The sequence below is a fragment of the Rouxiella aceris genome, from assembly GCF_012933545.1.
GTDB lineage: Bacteria > Pseudomonadota > Gammaproteobacteria > Enterobacterales > Enterobacteriaceae > Rouxiella > Rouxiella aceris.
In genome coordinates this window covers 162,053-176,027 of record NZ_JAADJU010000003.1, presented here as the reverse complement: position 1 = coordinate 176,027, position 13,975 = coordinate 162,053, and the positions used below count along the sequence as shown (strand labels likewise).

Sequence of the window (13,975 nt, the reverse complement as noted above, 5' to 3'; positions counted from 1 at the left end):
CCGATGAGTGCCATCTTTCATAGTTTCGAAAGTGCTTTCAAACATCGTAGCCTTTCCTGAAGGACCAATGAAGAAAGATTCTCTGACCTCAAAACTACCATATTGATCTGTATATTTTTTTCACAATGTTATTTTGATTTTTTGTCGCCTGAGTAAAATGCTCAGCAAGAACTGCATGACCATTAATATCATCAGCCACACCTAATCGTTTCATTTCCAGTGCAAGTTGATTTGTACGATCTAGCGTATGACTATTACCTGTTGCCTTACCAAAAAGATAATCAAATTTTTTCGCATCAACTACAGAATTGGCTATCGTCTGCGCTGCGGTAATTCCCGGAACTTTCTTACCCGGCAATATTATCCCCGCCAGCATCCCACCGGTAGCTTCCAGTGCTGCCTGATTTGCAGTAGATGCCAGGACTACCGTATCTTTCACCGCCGACCAGGTTTCACTCTTCATCAGCGCAGCAACGCTGTCTGCCACCACCTGATTCTTCCCGGACAGATCGCTCATTGCCTTACTACAGTAGCTGTCGCCTGCGGCACACGTTGCCAGCACCATCACCGCATCCGCAGCGTAATCCGCACCACCTAATGCCGAGTCACCAGACTCCGCAAGGGCATTGATAATGCCGTTTGCAATGGAAGACGTTGTTCCTTCGCCCAGCTTATCCCTGACCTGATTCTTCAGCGATTCAGCTACCTGTTTCACCGTTTCGCGGGCCTGATCTCCGCTCAGATAGTTATTCTCAACCGCATTCTTACCCGCTTGCGCCCCCGTCACTGCACCGGATGCGCTATCGCTGACCATGCCGCCCGCTATCCCTGAAGCCAGCGTCGTCAGCGCGCTTACATTCTCCTTCTCCGCTGACGTGAGTTTATCACTGTCTGCCGTGCCGTAAAATGCCAGCGCGATTGCGGGCGCTGCCAACTCTCCTGTCATGGCGCCAGTCGCGCCACTCGCTGCATTTCCTCCGCTCAGCTCCGCAATAACGCCACCCAGGATCGCGTGGGCCATTAGATTGTTCAGCTTCTGCGCTTCTGTCAGCGTGCTGTAATCCGCATTGCCGGTGGTCATTTCTTTTACTTTCGCCGCCAGATAGGGCGCGGCACCCTGAGCCAGCGCGGCTTTAATATCTCCCCCTGCCAGCGCCTGCAATGCATTAACCACGGCATTGACGCCGACACGCACGCTACCGCCCATGTTGGCACCCTGCTGACTGAGCGCAGAATCATAGGCCAACTGCCAGGCTTTGTTGATGACCGCTGTCGGACTGACATCGGTATCAGGATTGAGCGCCTTCGCTTTCGCCAGCTCCGCTATGGCTTTGCCCTCATAGCCGGCTTTTAGCTGAGGGTCTAATATGCTGGCTGTTGCTGCACGCGTCGCCTTGGTTGCTTCATACGTATTATATATGTCGGCTGGCGATATCGCTGACAGCCTGAGCCTGCTGAAGTCGCTTCTGCTCTTTTTCCTTGTCAAATATCGGATTGACTGCACCGTCATTGGCATGTTCTGTATCACGACTCAGGCCGGTCAAACTCTGGCTCTGAACATCCTTATTACGGATGATAAGCCCACCCTCACTGATCGCCGATTTGGTTGTCCCCTCTGCATGACCACTGCTTCCTGCACCACTAATTGGCAGCGCCCCCACATTACTCAGCAGGTTGGCGCCGATCGGCCCGCCGCTGTTAAAGCCCGCGCTCTGGTGCTCGGATTTGTAGTCAGCCTCATTATGGATATCTGTCCAGCCCAGCGTACCGGTATCAAGAAGATTTTTATCCTTATCCGCGCTACTGGAGATAACTGCGCCATCCAGCTGGGTGTGATTGCCGACTGTAATGTTATAGCCGCCCTGTCCGGCAAACAGTCCGGTCTGTTCTTTCACCGAATCAAAGTTACTATGGATGTTATCCCTTGAGACGTTGGCGTTCACTGATCCCGTCATGGAGCCAAACGTGAAACTCCCCCCCGCACTGGCGCTTTGCTGTTTTGAATCATAGCGATCGCTGTCCTGCTCACTTTGCAGGGTCAGGTTACGCCCCACGTCGGCCGTAATCGATTCGCCACTGACCTGCGCGCCTTTCAGCGTAGTATCACGCCCGCTGGTAATGTTGACGGCATTCCCGGCATCCAGCGTGGTTTCATTGTGTGAAAGGCTGTTTCCGGTCTGGTTCCCTTTGCTGCTGTTCACACTGGCAGATACGCTTATACCGTATCCTCCTGACCCCACACCGATGCCGATGCCGATGCCGATGCCGATGCCGATGCCGACGGTACCGCCTTTAACTGGCTGCCGACAATGTAGATATTGCGGGTTGATTTAGCACGGCGGTGCAGACCCCTGTTTGGTTAGCGCATAGATATGTTGTAACTATTTGCGTAATAATCCACTCTGGAACCACCTGAATTACTGTCTGAAAACATCACTTATAGAGGTATACCGCCCTTACAGTTGCACCGCAGTCTGACGTGAGGGCTATGCTACCGCTCACTGGTTCGCCCCTGTGGGATTTACCATCGAAATCAACATCCGATCCCTCTTTCATTTCCCCTTCTCTTCCATTGTGGGATATATTGAGACACTATCGTAAAATTATCTTTTTGTAACAGGTAACATCGCAATGGCACTGATCCCAAAAAACTACACGCGTCTGGAAAGCGGCTATCGTGAGAAAGCGCTAAAAATCTATCCGTGGGTATGTGGGCACTGCTCGCGGGAGTTTGTTTATTCAAACCTCCGCGAATTAACGGTTCACCATATCGATCACGACCATACCAATAACCCGGAAGATGGCAGTAACTGGGAGTTATTGTGCCTGTTTTGCCATGACCATGAGCACTCCAAGTACACTGAAGCAGACCTGTATGGCACGAACGTGGTGGCGGGTGAGGATGCGCAAAAAGATGTTGATGCTGCGACCTATAATCCCTTTGCTGATTTAAAGTCGATGCTTAATAAGAAGAAATAGTATCCATTACAGCCCTGCGCAGCGAACGACGTCGAAAAGCTATTACATCGTTCGCTGTCCGCGTCAGGTTTGTTAATTTAAACTTGAATTGACAGTCCTGATGCTTAGCAGAGGGTATAGAAAAGAATATTTTACATCCTTGCCTGTTAACCTGAGTGGTAATTATGTCTGGGAAGCTTTGCATTCTCCACGTCCCCTAACACTCGGGTTCATCTAAACATGCAAAAGAAAAAGATGATTGCGGGAAATTCTATGGAGATATCCCTTCCATCTGCCATCTCTGAGCTGTAGATCATTTTGGTTTAAAAAATCCGCCACCTTCATAAAAAAACTACAGAAACCGGCATATTGCAATAGGAATTATCCATTTTGTGCTACGCTGATGAGCGAGATATCGCTTATGAAAGGTACTGCAGATGCCGGACATGAATATTTTTTGTAAACAATGTGGTTCAGACCGCTTTAATGTCACTACAAGCACCCCAGTCGCCGAGACGGTTCATTCGATATTTTGTTCGGTCTGCGGTCAGGCTATTCAAGTGAACGAGGTTGTAACGTTTAGGGATGTGTTGTATCTCAGCCACACACCGGAAGATGAATCTGCGAAATTTTTACTAAAACAACCCAAATGAAGCGGGTAAATTTACCATAAAAATCTGAGGCGATTTTGCGAACTTTTTTATATAAAAGCTTTTTTTCAGACCGAAGCGCCGCCGAAAGGTATTCCAGGTATCATGCGTAAAGCTGACCGCCTATTCCAGGTCGTCAATTTAATCCGCGTGCATCAGCCAATCACCGCAAAAAATCTAGCTATGCGGTTAGGCGTCTCCATACGCACCATCTATCGATATATTGATGACCTGTCTCTTGGCGGGATCCCAATTTATGGAGAACCTGGCGTTGGGTATGCCATGCACAAGAATTTTGAACTGCCGCCGCTGGCACTTAACCACAATGAGCTAGAGGTTCTGGCACTCTCTTTGGATATGTTGTCAACCTCCGTAGGCGGTAAAGTACAAGTGGCTGCACAAGCATTGTTAGCCAAAATTGAAGCTGCATCCCCCCTAAGTTCTCGTACTACTTCCGAGAAAAAAATATTCTCCATGACAGCCACACCCCAAGCCGAACAAACTGCCAGCTGGGAGGTAATTAACGCCGCAATACAACTCAATGCAGCGGTATGTATCACCTACTTGAGCCTTAAAGGAAAAACGTCAATTCGAAAAATATTCCCTCTAGGCCTGTTTTATTGGGGTGGCAAGTGGACTGTAGGTGCCTGGTGTTGCATACGCGAAACATATAGAGATTTCCGCGTAGACCGTATCCTCGATATTCAGGCGATACCTAACTCAACATGTCAAATTACCAGGGCGACTCTCGCAGACTATAAGCGACATCAAGCCCTCACGTGGGAAACAATGTTTTTGGAACCTACTGACAAGACGGTGTCAGTAAGCACAGTGCATAGTGGGGTCTCCTCAACCACGCAAGGGAGTTAAGAAATGTCATCTCACGTTTTGGAATTAGCCATCTTCAAAATCAAACCTGAATTCAAGGGAGATATTAGCCGTCTGAGGATAGGCCTTCGCCAGGCACTTAAAGATTTCCCAGGATTAATCGAATTCCAGGCTTACGAACCTTTAGGTGATGGTTGCTATGCTGACGTTGCGAAATGGGAGAACTATGAATGCGCTCTTGCAGCAGCAAATGCTTTTGAAGCGGGCGATCAAAGATTTCTCCCTTACCTGCAAGCAATAGAAACCTTAACCTTTATGGGACATTTTTCCGCTCAGAAGGCCTGATAACATCATTGAGGGATGATTTAAAGTTAAGCTCATTCCCGACAACTTTTTGCTTCAGAGGACATCCATGAAAATCATCGGGACTTTCACAACCAGAGACTTCAAGCCAGCAGTTGTTACACCTGCAGCGAACATCCTGACCGGATTGGCCACCGCTGTTGCCACTATGGAAAAACACTATTGCGGGCAAATTGAAGGGCGATCGGCAACGCTGTTTAGTTCAGCCTTTGATCACTCGGTCGTAAAAGGCGCCTATTGCGCATTAGAGTCTTTTGAAGGCTCGTTGAACGGCAAGCGTGGTAAGTTCAATTTCATCCACTCTGCTGCTACAGACGGCAAAAACAGGACGAATGAATTCTTTTCAATTGTAGATGGAAGCGGAACCGATGAGCTTCGCAGCATTTCGGGATGTGGTGGCATCAGCATCGACCCGGATGGCACGCATCATATTTGGTTCGAGGCAGACGGGTTATCATAAAACTGTCCCTGACGCACAATTCGAGTCCACTCTAAACTGGAAATCCGGCATGATGTTCACTCCCCTGATCGGGATAACAAAGAATCGCTAACACACCTGAAAAATTATCGACATCGCATAATAATTCCAATGAATTATATATGCCTGTTCCTTTGTAAACTGTCCGAGCGATGTTGAAAGCTCAGGCCCAGGAACAGGCATTGAGTTTCGTTTTTTCCTCTAATTTTTTATCCCGAGTTCCGGTTAATTATAGGAATAACGAAATTTTATTTTGTGGAGTGATTAAATCCAGACATCATTTACCGCGGTACGATCTCCGCCTTCATTACCGGTATTTAACACACCACGAGGTTCGATCAGCATTAATTTAGTTTCATGGTCGGCAAAGGTTTTATGTTCAACTCCTCGAGGGACCACATACATTTCTCTCGCCTTATCACGTTGAGTGGTCTCAGACCATCAAGATACACCACTTGATACCGTTCCATTAATTCCGGTGAAATAACTAGAAATTGGCCTTGAAGATCTATTATTTAGGAGTAATTTAATAATCATTTTGGTTTTCTTCCGCGGTAGATCAATCAGATGACACCTCTTATATCCAGTCCCGCAACAGGTTTAGTAAGACAAATAAATATTTCGGCACCCGGTCCGAACGGGATCCTCAACGGCACCATGACAATCGCAACTGATCCGTCAGCACCGGTAGTGCTTATTATCCCTGGCTCAGGTCCCACCGATCGAGATGGAAACAGTCCCCTTGGAATAAAAGCAGCGACATATCGACTGCTGGCCGAGGAACTGGCAATACATGGCGTGACAACGGTCCGTATCGATAAAAGAGGCATGTTTGCCAGTGCGGGGGCTTGCCCGGATGCGAATGCCGTTACCGTTGAAGACTATGTTGTCGATATTCATTCATGGGTCAATGCTATTAGGGAGAAGACGGGCAGCAAATGTGTCTGGCTACTGGGGCACAGTGAAGGCGGTCTGGTTGCCTTAAAAACCGCGCAACAGGCAAATGATATCTGCGGACTGATCCTGGTTGCTACGCCAGGGCGTCCTTTAGGTGAAGTGCTGAAAGAACAACTGCGTGCCAATCCGGCGAATGAGCCTCTGCTTACTCAGTCCGACGAGGCCATCGACACCATGGTCGCGGGTAAGCGCTTTGATGTAAAAGGAATGCACCCTGCCCTTGCGCCACTCTTTCGCGAAGCGGTTCAGGGCTTCTTTATCAGTTTGTTCAAAATCGATCCCACTCAGTTAGCAGCCCGCGTTAAAATTCCCGTTCTTATCATCCAGGGAGAACGCGATCTTCAAGTGGGGGTTACGGATGCACAAATGCTTAAAGCCGCCTCTGCCGCTGCAAAACTGGTGCTGCTGCCAGATGCCAACCACGTTTTAAAATCGGTAATTTCCGCCGATCGCGGTGCAAACTTCGCCGCCTACGCGGATGCGCATCTGCCGCTGGTTTCTGGTGTGACAGAGGCAATAGCTGACTTTGTTGGGCAGACAGATACTCAGTGATGATGATACCGGCTTCTGGTATAAGAATTAACCCGATGTCCTCAGCCTAGTGCCATTGACCCTGAGCATGAGCGGCAAACACCTGTCATGAACAAAATCCCCTTGCCGCTAAATACCCTTCCTGGCGTATTGACTTATTTTGCTAAAAGTATATTTTTCAGACATGAAAAAAATTCTGATTATCGTCCCCGATGGGGGCATGCTGTTCGAATCTGCCGGTATTGCCGATATCCTGATGCAGGCTAACCGGCTGGATGCGCATGATTTAGCGCATCCTCGTTACCAGGTTGCCATTGCAACATCGCAACCGCATCAGGTGATCCACGGTCAGTCCGGATTAAACCTGCTTGCCGATCACTGTCTGCATAAGCTGGATCCCCGTGAACCTCTGGACACCATCTTGATTACCGGCCGCGGCCAAAATGAGCAGGAAGGTACAGCGGTTGTCGACTGGCTGCGTCTTGCCGCGCCACATGCGCGGCGTATCGCCTCCATTTGCGGCGGTGCCATGCTGTTGGCGCAGACCGGGCTGCTTAATGGCAGACGGGCAACCACGCACTGGAGACTACTGGAAACCCTGCAATCGGCCTTCCCGGAGGTGAAAGTCGAAGGTGGACCACTCTATATTCAGGATGGTCCCATCTGGACCTCCGGCGGCGTCAGCTCCGGTTTCGATCTGACGCTGGCGTTGGTCGAGGAGGATTACGGTTTCAGCCTTGCCCGTGATGTCGCCCAGGATATGGTGATGTATCTTCACCGCCCAGGCGGTCAATTACAGTTTAGCCGTTACAATCTTCGTCAGACCGGTGGACCGGGTCCAATAAGGGATCTGCAGGGTTGGATCCTGGAAAATATCACTGCCGACCTCGGCGTTGAGCAGTTGGCAGAAAAAGTCGCGATGAGTCCGCGCAATTTTACCCGCGTCTTTACCCGTGAAACCGGTGCTTCGCCGGCGCGCTATGTTGCCGAAGCGCGTCTGGCTGCCGCACGGGAGCGCCTGGAGCAAACCAACGAGACGCTGGACAGGATTGCCACGAAAACCGGGTTTGGCAGTAGCATCAATCTACGCCGCATTTTTGAAAAACAGCTACAACTGACGCCGGGGGAATATCGCCAACGCTTTCACTGTCGCAGAATGGCGTAAAGTGATCCTTTTTTGTCGTTTACGCCAAAACCCTCGGGCTCTAAAGTAACCCCAGAGACAACATAAGGGGTTTATCATGGTCAAAGTCGGTATTAATGGTTTCGGTAGGATCGGACGCAACGTACTACGTGCAGCACTGGGTAATCCGCATATCCAGATTGCAGCAATCAACGATCTGACAGACAGCAAAACGCTGGCTCATCTGTTGAAGTACGACTCGCTACTCGGCACACTGCCGGTTCCCGTAGAAGCAGCGGCGGGACAACTGAGCGTTGATGGACAGGCCATTGTGGTGTTCAGCGAACGCGATCCGGCAAACATTCCCTGGCGTGATGCCGGCGTCGATATTGTTATCGAGGCGACAGGTTTCTTCACCGAACGCGAAAAGGCAGTGGTGCATATTACCAGCGGCGGCGCGAAACGCGTGATTATCTCCGCGCCTGGCAAAAATGACGATTTGACGGTGGTGATGGGCGTTAATCAGCAGCTCTATGACCCGAAAAAACACTATGTGGTCAGTAACGGTAGCTGTACTACTAACGGTCTGGCTCCTGCCGCGCAGGTACTGCATCAACATTTTGGTATCAAGCATGGCCTGATGAACACCACCCACGCCTACACCAACAGCCAGGCATTACACGATCAGCCGGAAAAAGATCTGCGTGGTGCTCGCGCTGCGGCACTTTCGATTGTGCCTTACTCCAGCGGTGCCGCCAAAGCGTTAGGAAAAGTCATTCCCGAACTTGATGGCCGACTGACTGGCTACTCACTGCGCGTGCCGGTTCCGGTGGTGTCGATAGTCGATCTCACTGTTACCCTTGAGCATGAGGTTACTGTCGAGGAAGTGAATAATGCGTTCCGCCAGGCGGCCGCTTCCGGCCCGTTGCAGGGTATTCTCGGCTATAGCGATGAACCGCTGGTATCGAGCGATTACCAAGGCGATCCGCGCTCATCAATTATTGACGGGCTGTCGACGCTGGTTATTGGCGGCAATATGGTCAAAATCCTCGCCTGGTATGACAACGAATGGGGATTCTCAAATCGTTTGGTCGATCTGGCACTGCTGATGGCCGAGCGCGAACAGTAATCTTCTTAGTGAGCGAACACCCGCAAAGCAGGTGCTCGCTCACTCTCACATCTTCCCCGCGTTACATCTGGTTCCCCAACGCCACAGAGTCTGGTGTGGTTGCTTAATCTACGGCTATCTGGTTCTCTTGAACCCTACTGGCCGGCATTGCACTTTTTTCCACTTGGAATCTACCCACCAGTCCTGCAAGCAATTGCGACTGATGGGTAAGGTTTTTAGCGGTAGCAGCTCCGTTCTCCACCAGAGCGGCATTTTGCTGTGTCACCAGGTCGAGTTGCCCCACAGCATCTGTGATTTGGCTGATAGCAGAGACCTGCTCCTTCGCCGTGGAACTGATCTCTGTAATGAAGTCGGAGACTTTGCGAACTTGCGAAACGATGCCGTCCATCGATGCTCCGGCGTTTTCAACCAGGCGCGAACCGTTTTCGACTTTCTCAATGCTGGAACTGATCAGTTTTTTGATCTCCCTGGCGGCTTCAGCACTACGTTGGGCCAGTGAGCGAACTTCTCCCGCTACAACCGCAAAACCTCGGCCCTGCTCCCCGGCGCGGGCGGCTTCAACCGCAGCGTTCAGGGCCAGGATGTTAGTCTGGAAGGCAATACCATCAATAATTGCGATGATTTCCGTTATCTTCTGGGCGCTGGCCGTGATGTCTTGCATGGTTGAGATCACCTGATTCATCACTTCGCCACCTTGTTGCACCGCCTGACTGGTGGACGATGCCAGCCAGGTCGCTTGTTCGGCTGTTTCAGAGTTCTTTTCTACTGCAGAGCGAATCTCCAGCATTGAGGCAGTGGTCTGTTGCAAGCTGGAGGCCTGCTCTTCCGTGCGCTTGCTCAGGTCAGTGTTACCTGTAGACATTAGCGTCGAATCGGTGAAGATCGCGTCGGAACTGGTACGCACCAGGGCGACAATGCTCTGCAAACTATCCTTCATGTCGGCCAACGCCTTGAGCATCTGCCTGGCTTCGTCGCGGCCATGCACACGGATGTCGCAGGTCAGGTCGCCCTCGGCGATCTTCTGTGCGGCCTCGCAGGCATTGATCAAGGGTGAGGAGACGGCGGAGTGTAGACGACGGCGTGCACCGATATACAGTGCCACGCACAAAAACAGCGCCCCAACGAGTACGCCCATGCTGGCTCTGGAATTTGATGCTTCGATCGCATCAAAGGCCGCCAAATTATTATCAGCAAAGTCATTGGAAACCGTCACAGTCTTGTCCACCGCGGCACGGTGAGCCTCATAGAGCTTGTGTACACCAGGCAGTGCCGCGCGTGCAGCCGCGGTATTACCGGCTGCCAATGGTTGCAGGACATCACGACGGGCAGCAACCAGAAATTTCAGCGCTGCGTCGTGTTGTTCTCCCAGAAGATACTTCTCAATGCCGAATGTCGGCGTCTTGCGCCAGTAGTCCACACGAGCCGAGTAGTCCTGGGCCAGCTTGTCGAAGGTTCTTGTCGCTTCGTCTGGCGTTAGCGTGCCTTCAATCCCTTGCGATAAGGTCAGACGAGCCTCAATCAGGTACAAAGGAGGCGGTAGAATATCGGCCGTGATGTCCTTGGCAGTGAAAATCATACTGGCCTGCGTGAGCATCCTTTGCCCCGACCACCAGTTGACAGCACCTTGCGTTAACACGGATCCGAGGCCGACAAGCAACAAGAAAAACAGGATAAATTTGATCGATTTCATGTGAACTTCCTCTGAATAGCCGTCCTGGCAGAGAGTTTTTCTGTGCCCGAATTCGTTGCCAGCGAGACGCTCGGGATCACGAAGCCGGCATCGGCAATATAGGTTGCCTTATTATCCTGAAAGACCTTCGGAATACGGCTTATAACTTATTGTGATAATAGTTATTATTCTGACATTTATTGCGCTGGTCGGCTGACATGACAATCAGCCATTTAACACTGCTTTTATGTAAACTGATTTGCCGATCTGCACAATACTATGCTCTGTTCTTCGCAAGCATCAGAGACCTCATTCATACTAAAAATAATTTTGGGATTTTAGCTGATTTTTAAGTAGTGCTTAAAATGCCAGGTAACGAGTAAAACGGCATAATCATTGACAGGCGATGATGCTCACAAAAAAGCACCTGCAATAGACAGGCTTAAGAAACACCGGGTACGTCTATGATAAGGATGATTGAATATTATATCGGCAGTATGCTGTAAAACTTGATAACCGAATACAAGTGGGTGTTTGTTACTTCTTATTCGTATTGATGGTGATTGCGCGACAAATGCGTGCTTACCCTTACAGTTGGGTTCTCACGTCATCATCTCGCGCAAGACCTCAGCCAGATTGCTCTGGCCCCTCGAGACCCTAGCCCGGTATCGTTCGCTCATAAGTGAAAAGTTTAGAAAGCATCATTTTCACTGCTTTGCCGGTAATCCCAGGACCTGTCGCAGTTCTGCCGCATCGGTATTGGCCCTGAAGCCTGGACCACCACGTTGAAAGCGAGTAGCGTCAGCGAGCTTACCCACCACCACAGGCTCACAACCGGCATCAATCACCAGTTGCGCCACTACCTGAACGGCCTGCGGATCATCACCGGCAATCGGCACGCCGAGTTTACGACTACTTCTGGCAGCGGAAGCCTCTACTGCCGTGGCATCAACCGCGCTAAATGCTCGCACTACGTTGGCACCCGACAGATATTTTGCGGTGGTTACCGCATCACCGTGGATACGAGCTTCTCGTGACAAGTCATCAGATGAGGAAGCCGAGGAATTACAGGCATCCAGTACAATTTTTCCACGGATCATATCAGCCAGTTCCTGTCCCAGTTGCGGCAGTGCCGCATAGGGCACAGCAAACAGCAATATCTCGCCGAATGCTGCGGCTTCGCGCACCGTACCGGCAGAAGCATGGGGGCCGAGTTTAGCGACCATACTTTTCAGTTCTTCCGGATGCCGCGAGGAAAACATCACGTCGTGCCCGGCTTGCACCCAGACACTGCCGACAGTACCTCCTAACCAGCCCGCGCCAATAACGCCAATACGTTTCGGGCTGCCGGTCTGCTTCAGCGCTTCGGCCCTGGAAGCGAAAGAGATCATTCCATTGAGCAAGCTGACTGTAAACATGGCACCTGCTGCACCTATAAACGAGCGTCGTGAGAATTTCATCTTAAGTTTCCTGTTGAGAAGATCGGGAAAGACTCTGTCTGCCAAGCCACAGGCTAAGCAACAGCCACAATGCACAAAGCGGCACGGCAACCAGTGACATGCCAGTCATACTCAGGCCCAGCGCGGCCAAACCGGTATAACTCCAGCCAGCCACCTGGTCACCGGTGCGGTAGACCACAGTGTCGATAAAATTTTTGGCCTTATATCTGTCCTCACGAGGCAACCAGGTGAACAACACTTCCCGGGCCGGTCGTGCAAGACCGAAATTACTCACCCGTCGCGCCACCTGAAACACCACAAATACGGTGAATGTCGGCCAGGCAGCCAAACCGGCAAACCCTGCCAGGCTGATAAAAGGCAAAGAGCATAAGATTGCCGCCACTCCCAGCCAGGCGATCAGTCGACCGGTTAAAAACAGTTGTAGTGCCAGCGTCAGGCTGTTGACCCAAAAATCGATGTGCGCAAAGAAAGCTATTCGCGAGGCGCTATCGGCAAAATTGTTCTCGGCAATCGCTGCCTGCTGAAAGTAGAGGAAGGTCGAGGTCATACTATAAAGCAGCATAAATCCGGCAATACCCAGTAATCGCGGTGAGCGGAAGGTATGGGTCATACCACTGAAAATTCCGCCACCCAATGCCTGATTATTTTGTTCGCGCTGAAGTGGGCTATGAAAAGTATCGCTTTGTCGTGCCAGACCGCGAGATGCCATAACGGCCACTTCCAGCAATATCACGGCAATTAGTAATAATCCCTGCTGGCCAATAAGACCCACCAGGCTCACGGTAAGCGCAGACCCGACAATTCCGCCCAGGGTGGCACCTGCTGCCAGAAAACCAAATAACCGCTTCCCCTGCTCCTGTTGAAAAATATCCACTACGAATGACCAAAACACCGAGACAACAAACAGGTTGAATACCGATACCCAGATAAAAAACGCCCTGCCCACCCACACCAGTTGTTGCGCGCCACTGAAATACATCATCGCCATGAACATCAACAAGTTGATGATAAAAAAACGGTAGATCACCACGATAAATCGTTGTCGTGACCAGCGGCGCACGGCAGCGGAAAAGAGGGGATTTATCGCCAACATAACAAGCAAGGTACCGGTAAATAGCCACGGTAAGTGCCGCACTCCCCCCGCCACGCCCAGCTCATCACGAACCGGGCGCATAACGTAATAGGCCAGAAAAAGTGAAAAGATATACAGTCCGGCCCAGGCCAGTGCCTGACATTCTCCCTGACGTAAATTAAATAATCGCATCAACAGGTTCCCTGGAACCTGCGTTTCCATCGAGCTTATTGGCATAAAGTTTTCTTCTGACCGCTATCGGCCAGCAAAATGATGACCGTCGCTAAATTCATTATGAATTTCAGAATCTAACTCTATAAAGCGCTGCGATTAAGCCCCTTAATCAGGATAGCTTTATGAGCCTTATTCATTAATCTGAGAACACTACAGATAATGGCTCCAAAGGCTCCGGTGGTATCCAGCTGTAGCCCTCCACTTACTGCACCGACTGTGACGGCAAATTGAATCGCACTAACCTGCCCCAGCAGCACTAATCCCATCGCCAGCCCGGCCATTAATAATGGGTACTGTCGCTAACGCCAATCGCAAACTGCGATGGATAAGTTCCCTCGCGAAAGAGGTACCAGCAATATTGGCTACCCCGAATACAAATAAGAGGCTGGAAATTCCCTGTAAGGATTAGAAAAGGAGCTTGCTGTAATAAGCGGTTTACCGATACTACAAGAAATTTTATTTATGAAATTTCATCATAAGTTAATGCAATATTGATGCATTAATATTATTAACCGCGACAGGT

12 protein-coding genes and 1 pseudogene are annotated in these 13,975 nt (G+C 50.4%); 7 read left to right on the top strand and 6 right to left on the bottom strand.

What is annotated here, in order from left to right:
- Positions 1-94 precede the first annotated feature (94 nt).
- Complete coding sequence (locus GW590_RS24690) at positions 95-1,246, bottom strand: VENN motif pre-toxin domain-containing protein (RefSeq protein ID WP_328803056.1); 1,152 nt, start codon at positions 1,244-1,246, stop codon at positions 95-97.
- 166 nt (positions 1,247-1,412) lie between these two features.
- A complete protein-coding gene (locus tag GW590_RS24685; RefSeq protein ID WP_328803047.1) occupies positions 1,413-2,240 on the bottom strand; it encodes a hemagglutinin repeat-containing protein in 828 nt (275 codons plus the stop codon).
- Between the two features lie 391 nt (positions 2,241-2,631).
- On the opposite strand from GW590_RS24685, the gene yajD reads away from it, so the two are divergent.
- From yajD to GW590_RS06785, 4 genes are all read left to right on the top strand, one after another.
- The gene (gene yajD / locus GW590_RS06800) at positions 2,632-2,979 is read left to right on the top strand and encodes an HNH nuclease YajD (protein ID WP_169402272.1); all 348 of its coding nucleotides are present in this window, start codon (positions 2,632-2,634) and stop codon (positions 2,977-2,979) included.
- Positions 2,980-3,713: 734 nt separating this feature from the next.
- Positions 3,714-4,478, top strand: coding sequence for a helix-turn-helix transcriptional regulator (locus GW590_RS06795; protein ID WP_169402271.1), 765 nt, complete (start codon positions 3,714-3,716; stop codon positions 4,476-4,478).
- Positions 4,479-4,481: 3 nt separating this feature from the next.
- Positions 4,482-4,781: a hypothetical protein gene (locus GW590_RS06790; RefSeq protein ID WP_169402270.1), complete on the top strand. Its 300-nt coding sequence runs from the start codon at positions 4,482-4,484 to the stop codon at positions 4,779-4,781.
- A gap of 67 nt (positions 4,782-4,848) precedes the next feature.
- Positions 4,849-5,259, top strand: a complete 411-nt coding sequence (locus GW590_RS06785) for a DUF3224 domain-containing protein (RefSeq protein WP_169402269.1) — start codon at positions 4,849-4,851, stop codon at positions 5,257-5,259.
- A gap of 282 nt (positions 5,260-5,541) precedes the next feature.
- Here GW590_RS06785 and GW590_RS06780 read toward each other — a convergent pair.
- Positions 5,542-5,694, bottom strand: a pseudogene (locus GW590_RS06780) (cupin domain-containing protein); the annotation flags it as partial.
- Positions 5,695-5,934: 240 nt separating this feature from the next.
- Between GW590_RS06780 and GW590_RS06775 the strand changes: the two are divergent.
- From GW590_RS06775 to gap, 3 genes are all read left to right on the top strand, one after another.
- Complete coding sequence (locus tag GW590_RS06775) at positions 5,935-6,786, top strand: alpha/beta hydrolase (protein WP_235955875.1); 852 nt, start codon at positions 5,935-5,937, stop codon at positions 6,784-6,786.
- A 163-nt stretch (positions 6,787-6,949) separates the two neighbouring features.
- Positions 6,950-7,930 (top strand): GlxA family transcriptional regulator, encoded by a 981-nt coding sequence (locus GW590_RS06770; protein WP_169402267.1) that lies wholly within the window; start codon positions 6,950-6,952, stop codon positions 7,928-7,930.
- Between the two features lie 76 nt (positions 7,931-8,006).
- Positions 8,007-9,017 carry a type I glyceraldehyde-3-phosphate dehydrogenase gene (gap, locus tag GW590_RS06765; RefSeq protein ID WP_169402266.1) on the top strand — a complete coding sequence of 337 codons (1,011 nt, stop codon included), beginning with the start codon at positions 8,007-8,009 and terminating at the stop codon, positions 9,015-9,017.
- A 103-nt stretch (positions 9,018-9,120) separates the two neighbouring features.
- Here gap and GW590_RS06760 read toward each other — a convergent pair whose 3' ends face one another.
- The 3 genes from GW590_RS06760 to GW590_RS06750 form a co-directional block, all read right to left on the bottom strand.
- Positions 9,121-10,707: a methyl-accepting chemotaxis protein gene (locus GW590_RS06760; RefSeq protein WP_169402265.1), complete on the bottom strand. Its 1,587-nt coding sequence runs from the start codon at positions 10,705-10,707 to the stop codon at positions 9,121-9,123.
- Positions 10,708-11,393: 686 nt separating this feature from the next.
- Positions 11,394-12,146 (bottom strand): NADPH-dependent F420 reductase, encoded by a 753-nt coding sequence (locus GW590_RS06755; RefSeq protein WP_235955874.1) that lies wholly within the window; start codon positions 12,144-12,146, stop codon positions 11,394-11,396.
- 1 nt (position 12,147) lies between these two features.
- Positions 12,148-13,410, bottom strand: a complete 1,263-nt coding sequence (locus tag GW590_RS06750) for an NTP/NDP exchange transporter (protein ID WP_211186674.1) — start codon at positions 13,408-13,410, stop codon at positions 12,148-12,150.
- Positions 13,411-13,975: the final 565 nt, after the last annotated feature.

Bases quoted from the DNA above. Each gene is read 5' to 3' on its own strand.
- yajD (WP_169402272.1), top strand. From the start codon at position 2,632: ATGGCACTGATCCCAAAAAACTACACGCGTCTGGAAAGCGGCTATCGT.
- GW590_RS06795 (WP_169402271.1), top strand. From the start codon at position 3,714: ATGCGTAAAGCTGACCGCCTATTCCAGGTCGTCAATTTAATCCGCGTG.
- GW590_RS06790 (WP_169402270.1), top strand. From the start codon at position 4,482: ATGTCATCTCACGTTTTGGAATTAGCCATCTTCAAAATCAAACCTGAA.
- GW590_RS06785 (WP_169402269.1), top strand. From the start codon at position 4,849: ATGAAAATCATCGGGACTTTCACAACCAGAGACTTCAAGCCAGCAGTT.
- GW590_RS06775 (WP_235955875.1), top strand. From the start codon at position 5,935: ATGACAATCGCAACTGATCCGTCAGCACCGGTAGTGCTTATTATCCCT.
- GW590_RS06770 (WP_169402267.1), top strand. From the start codon at position 6,950: ATGAAAAAAATTCTGATTATCGTCCCCGATGGGGGCATGCTGTTCGAA.
- gap (WP_169402266.1), top strand. From the start codon at position 8,007: ATGGTCAAAGTCGGTATTAATGGTTTCGGTAGGATCGGACGCAACGTA.
- GW590_RS06760 (WP_169402265.1), bottom strand. From the start codon at position 10,707: ATGAAATCGATCAAATTTATCCTGTTTTTCTTGTTGCTTGTCGGCCTC.
- GW590_RS06755 (WP_235955874.1), bottom strand. From the start codon at position 12,146: ATGAAATTCTCACGACGCTCGTTTATAGGTGCAGCAGGTGCCATGTTT.
- GW590_RS06750 (WP_211186674.1), bottom strand. From the start codon at position 13,410: ATGCGATTATTTAATTTACGTCAGGGAGAATGTCAGGCACTGGCCTGG.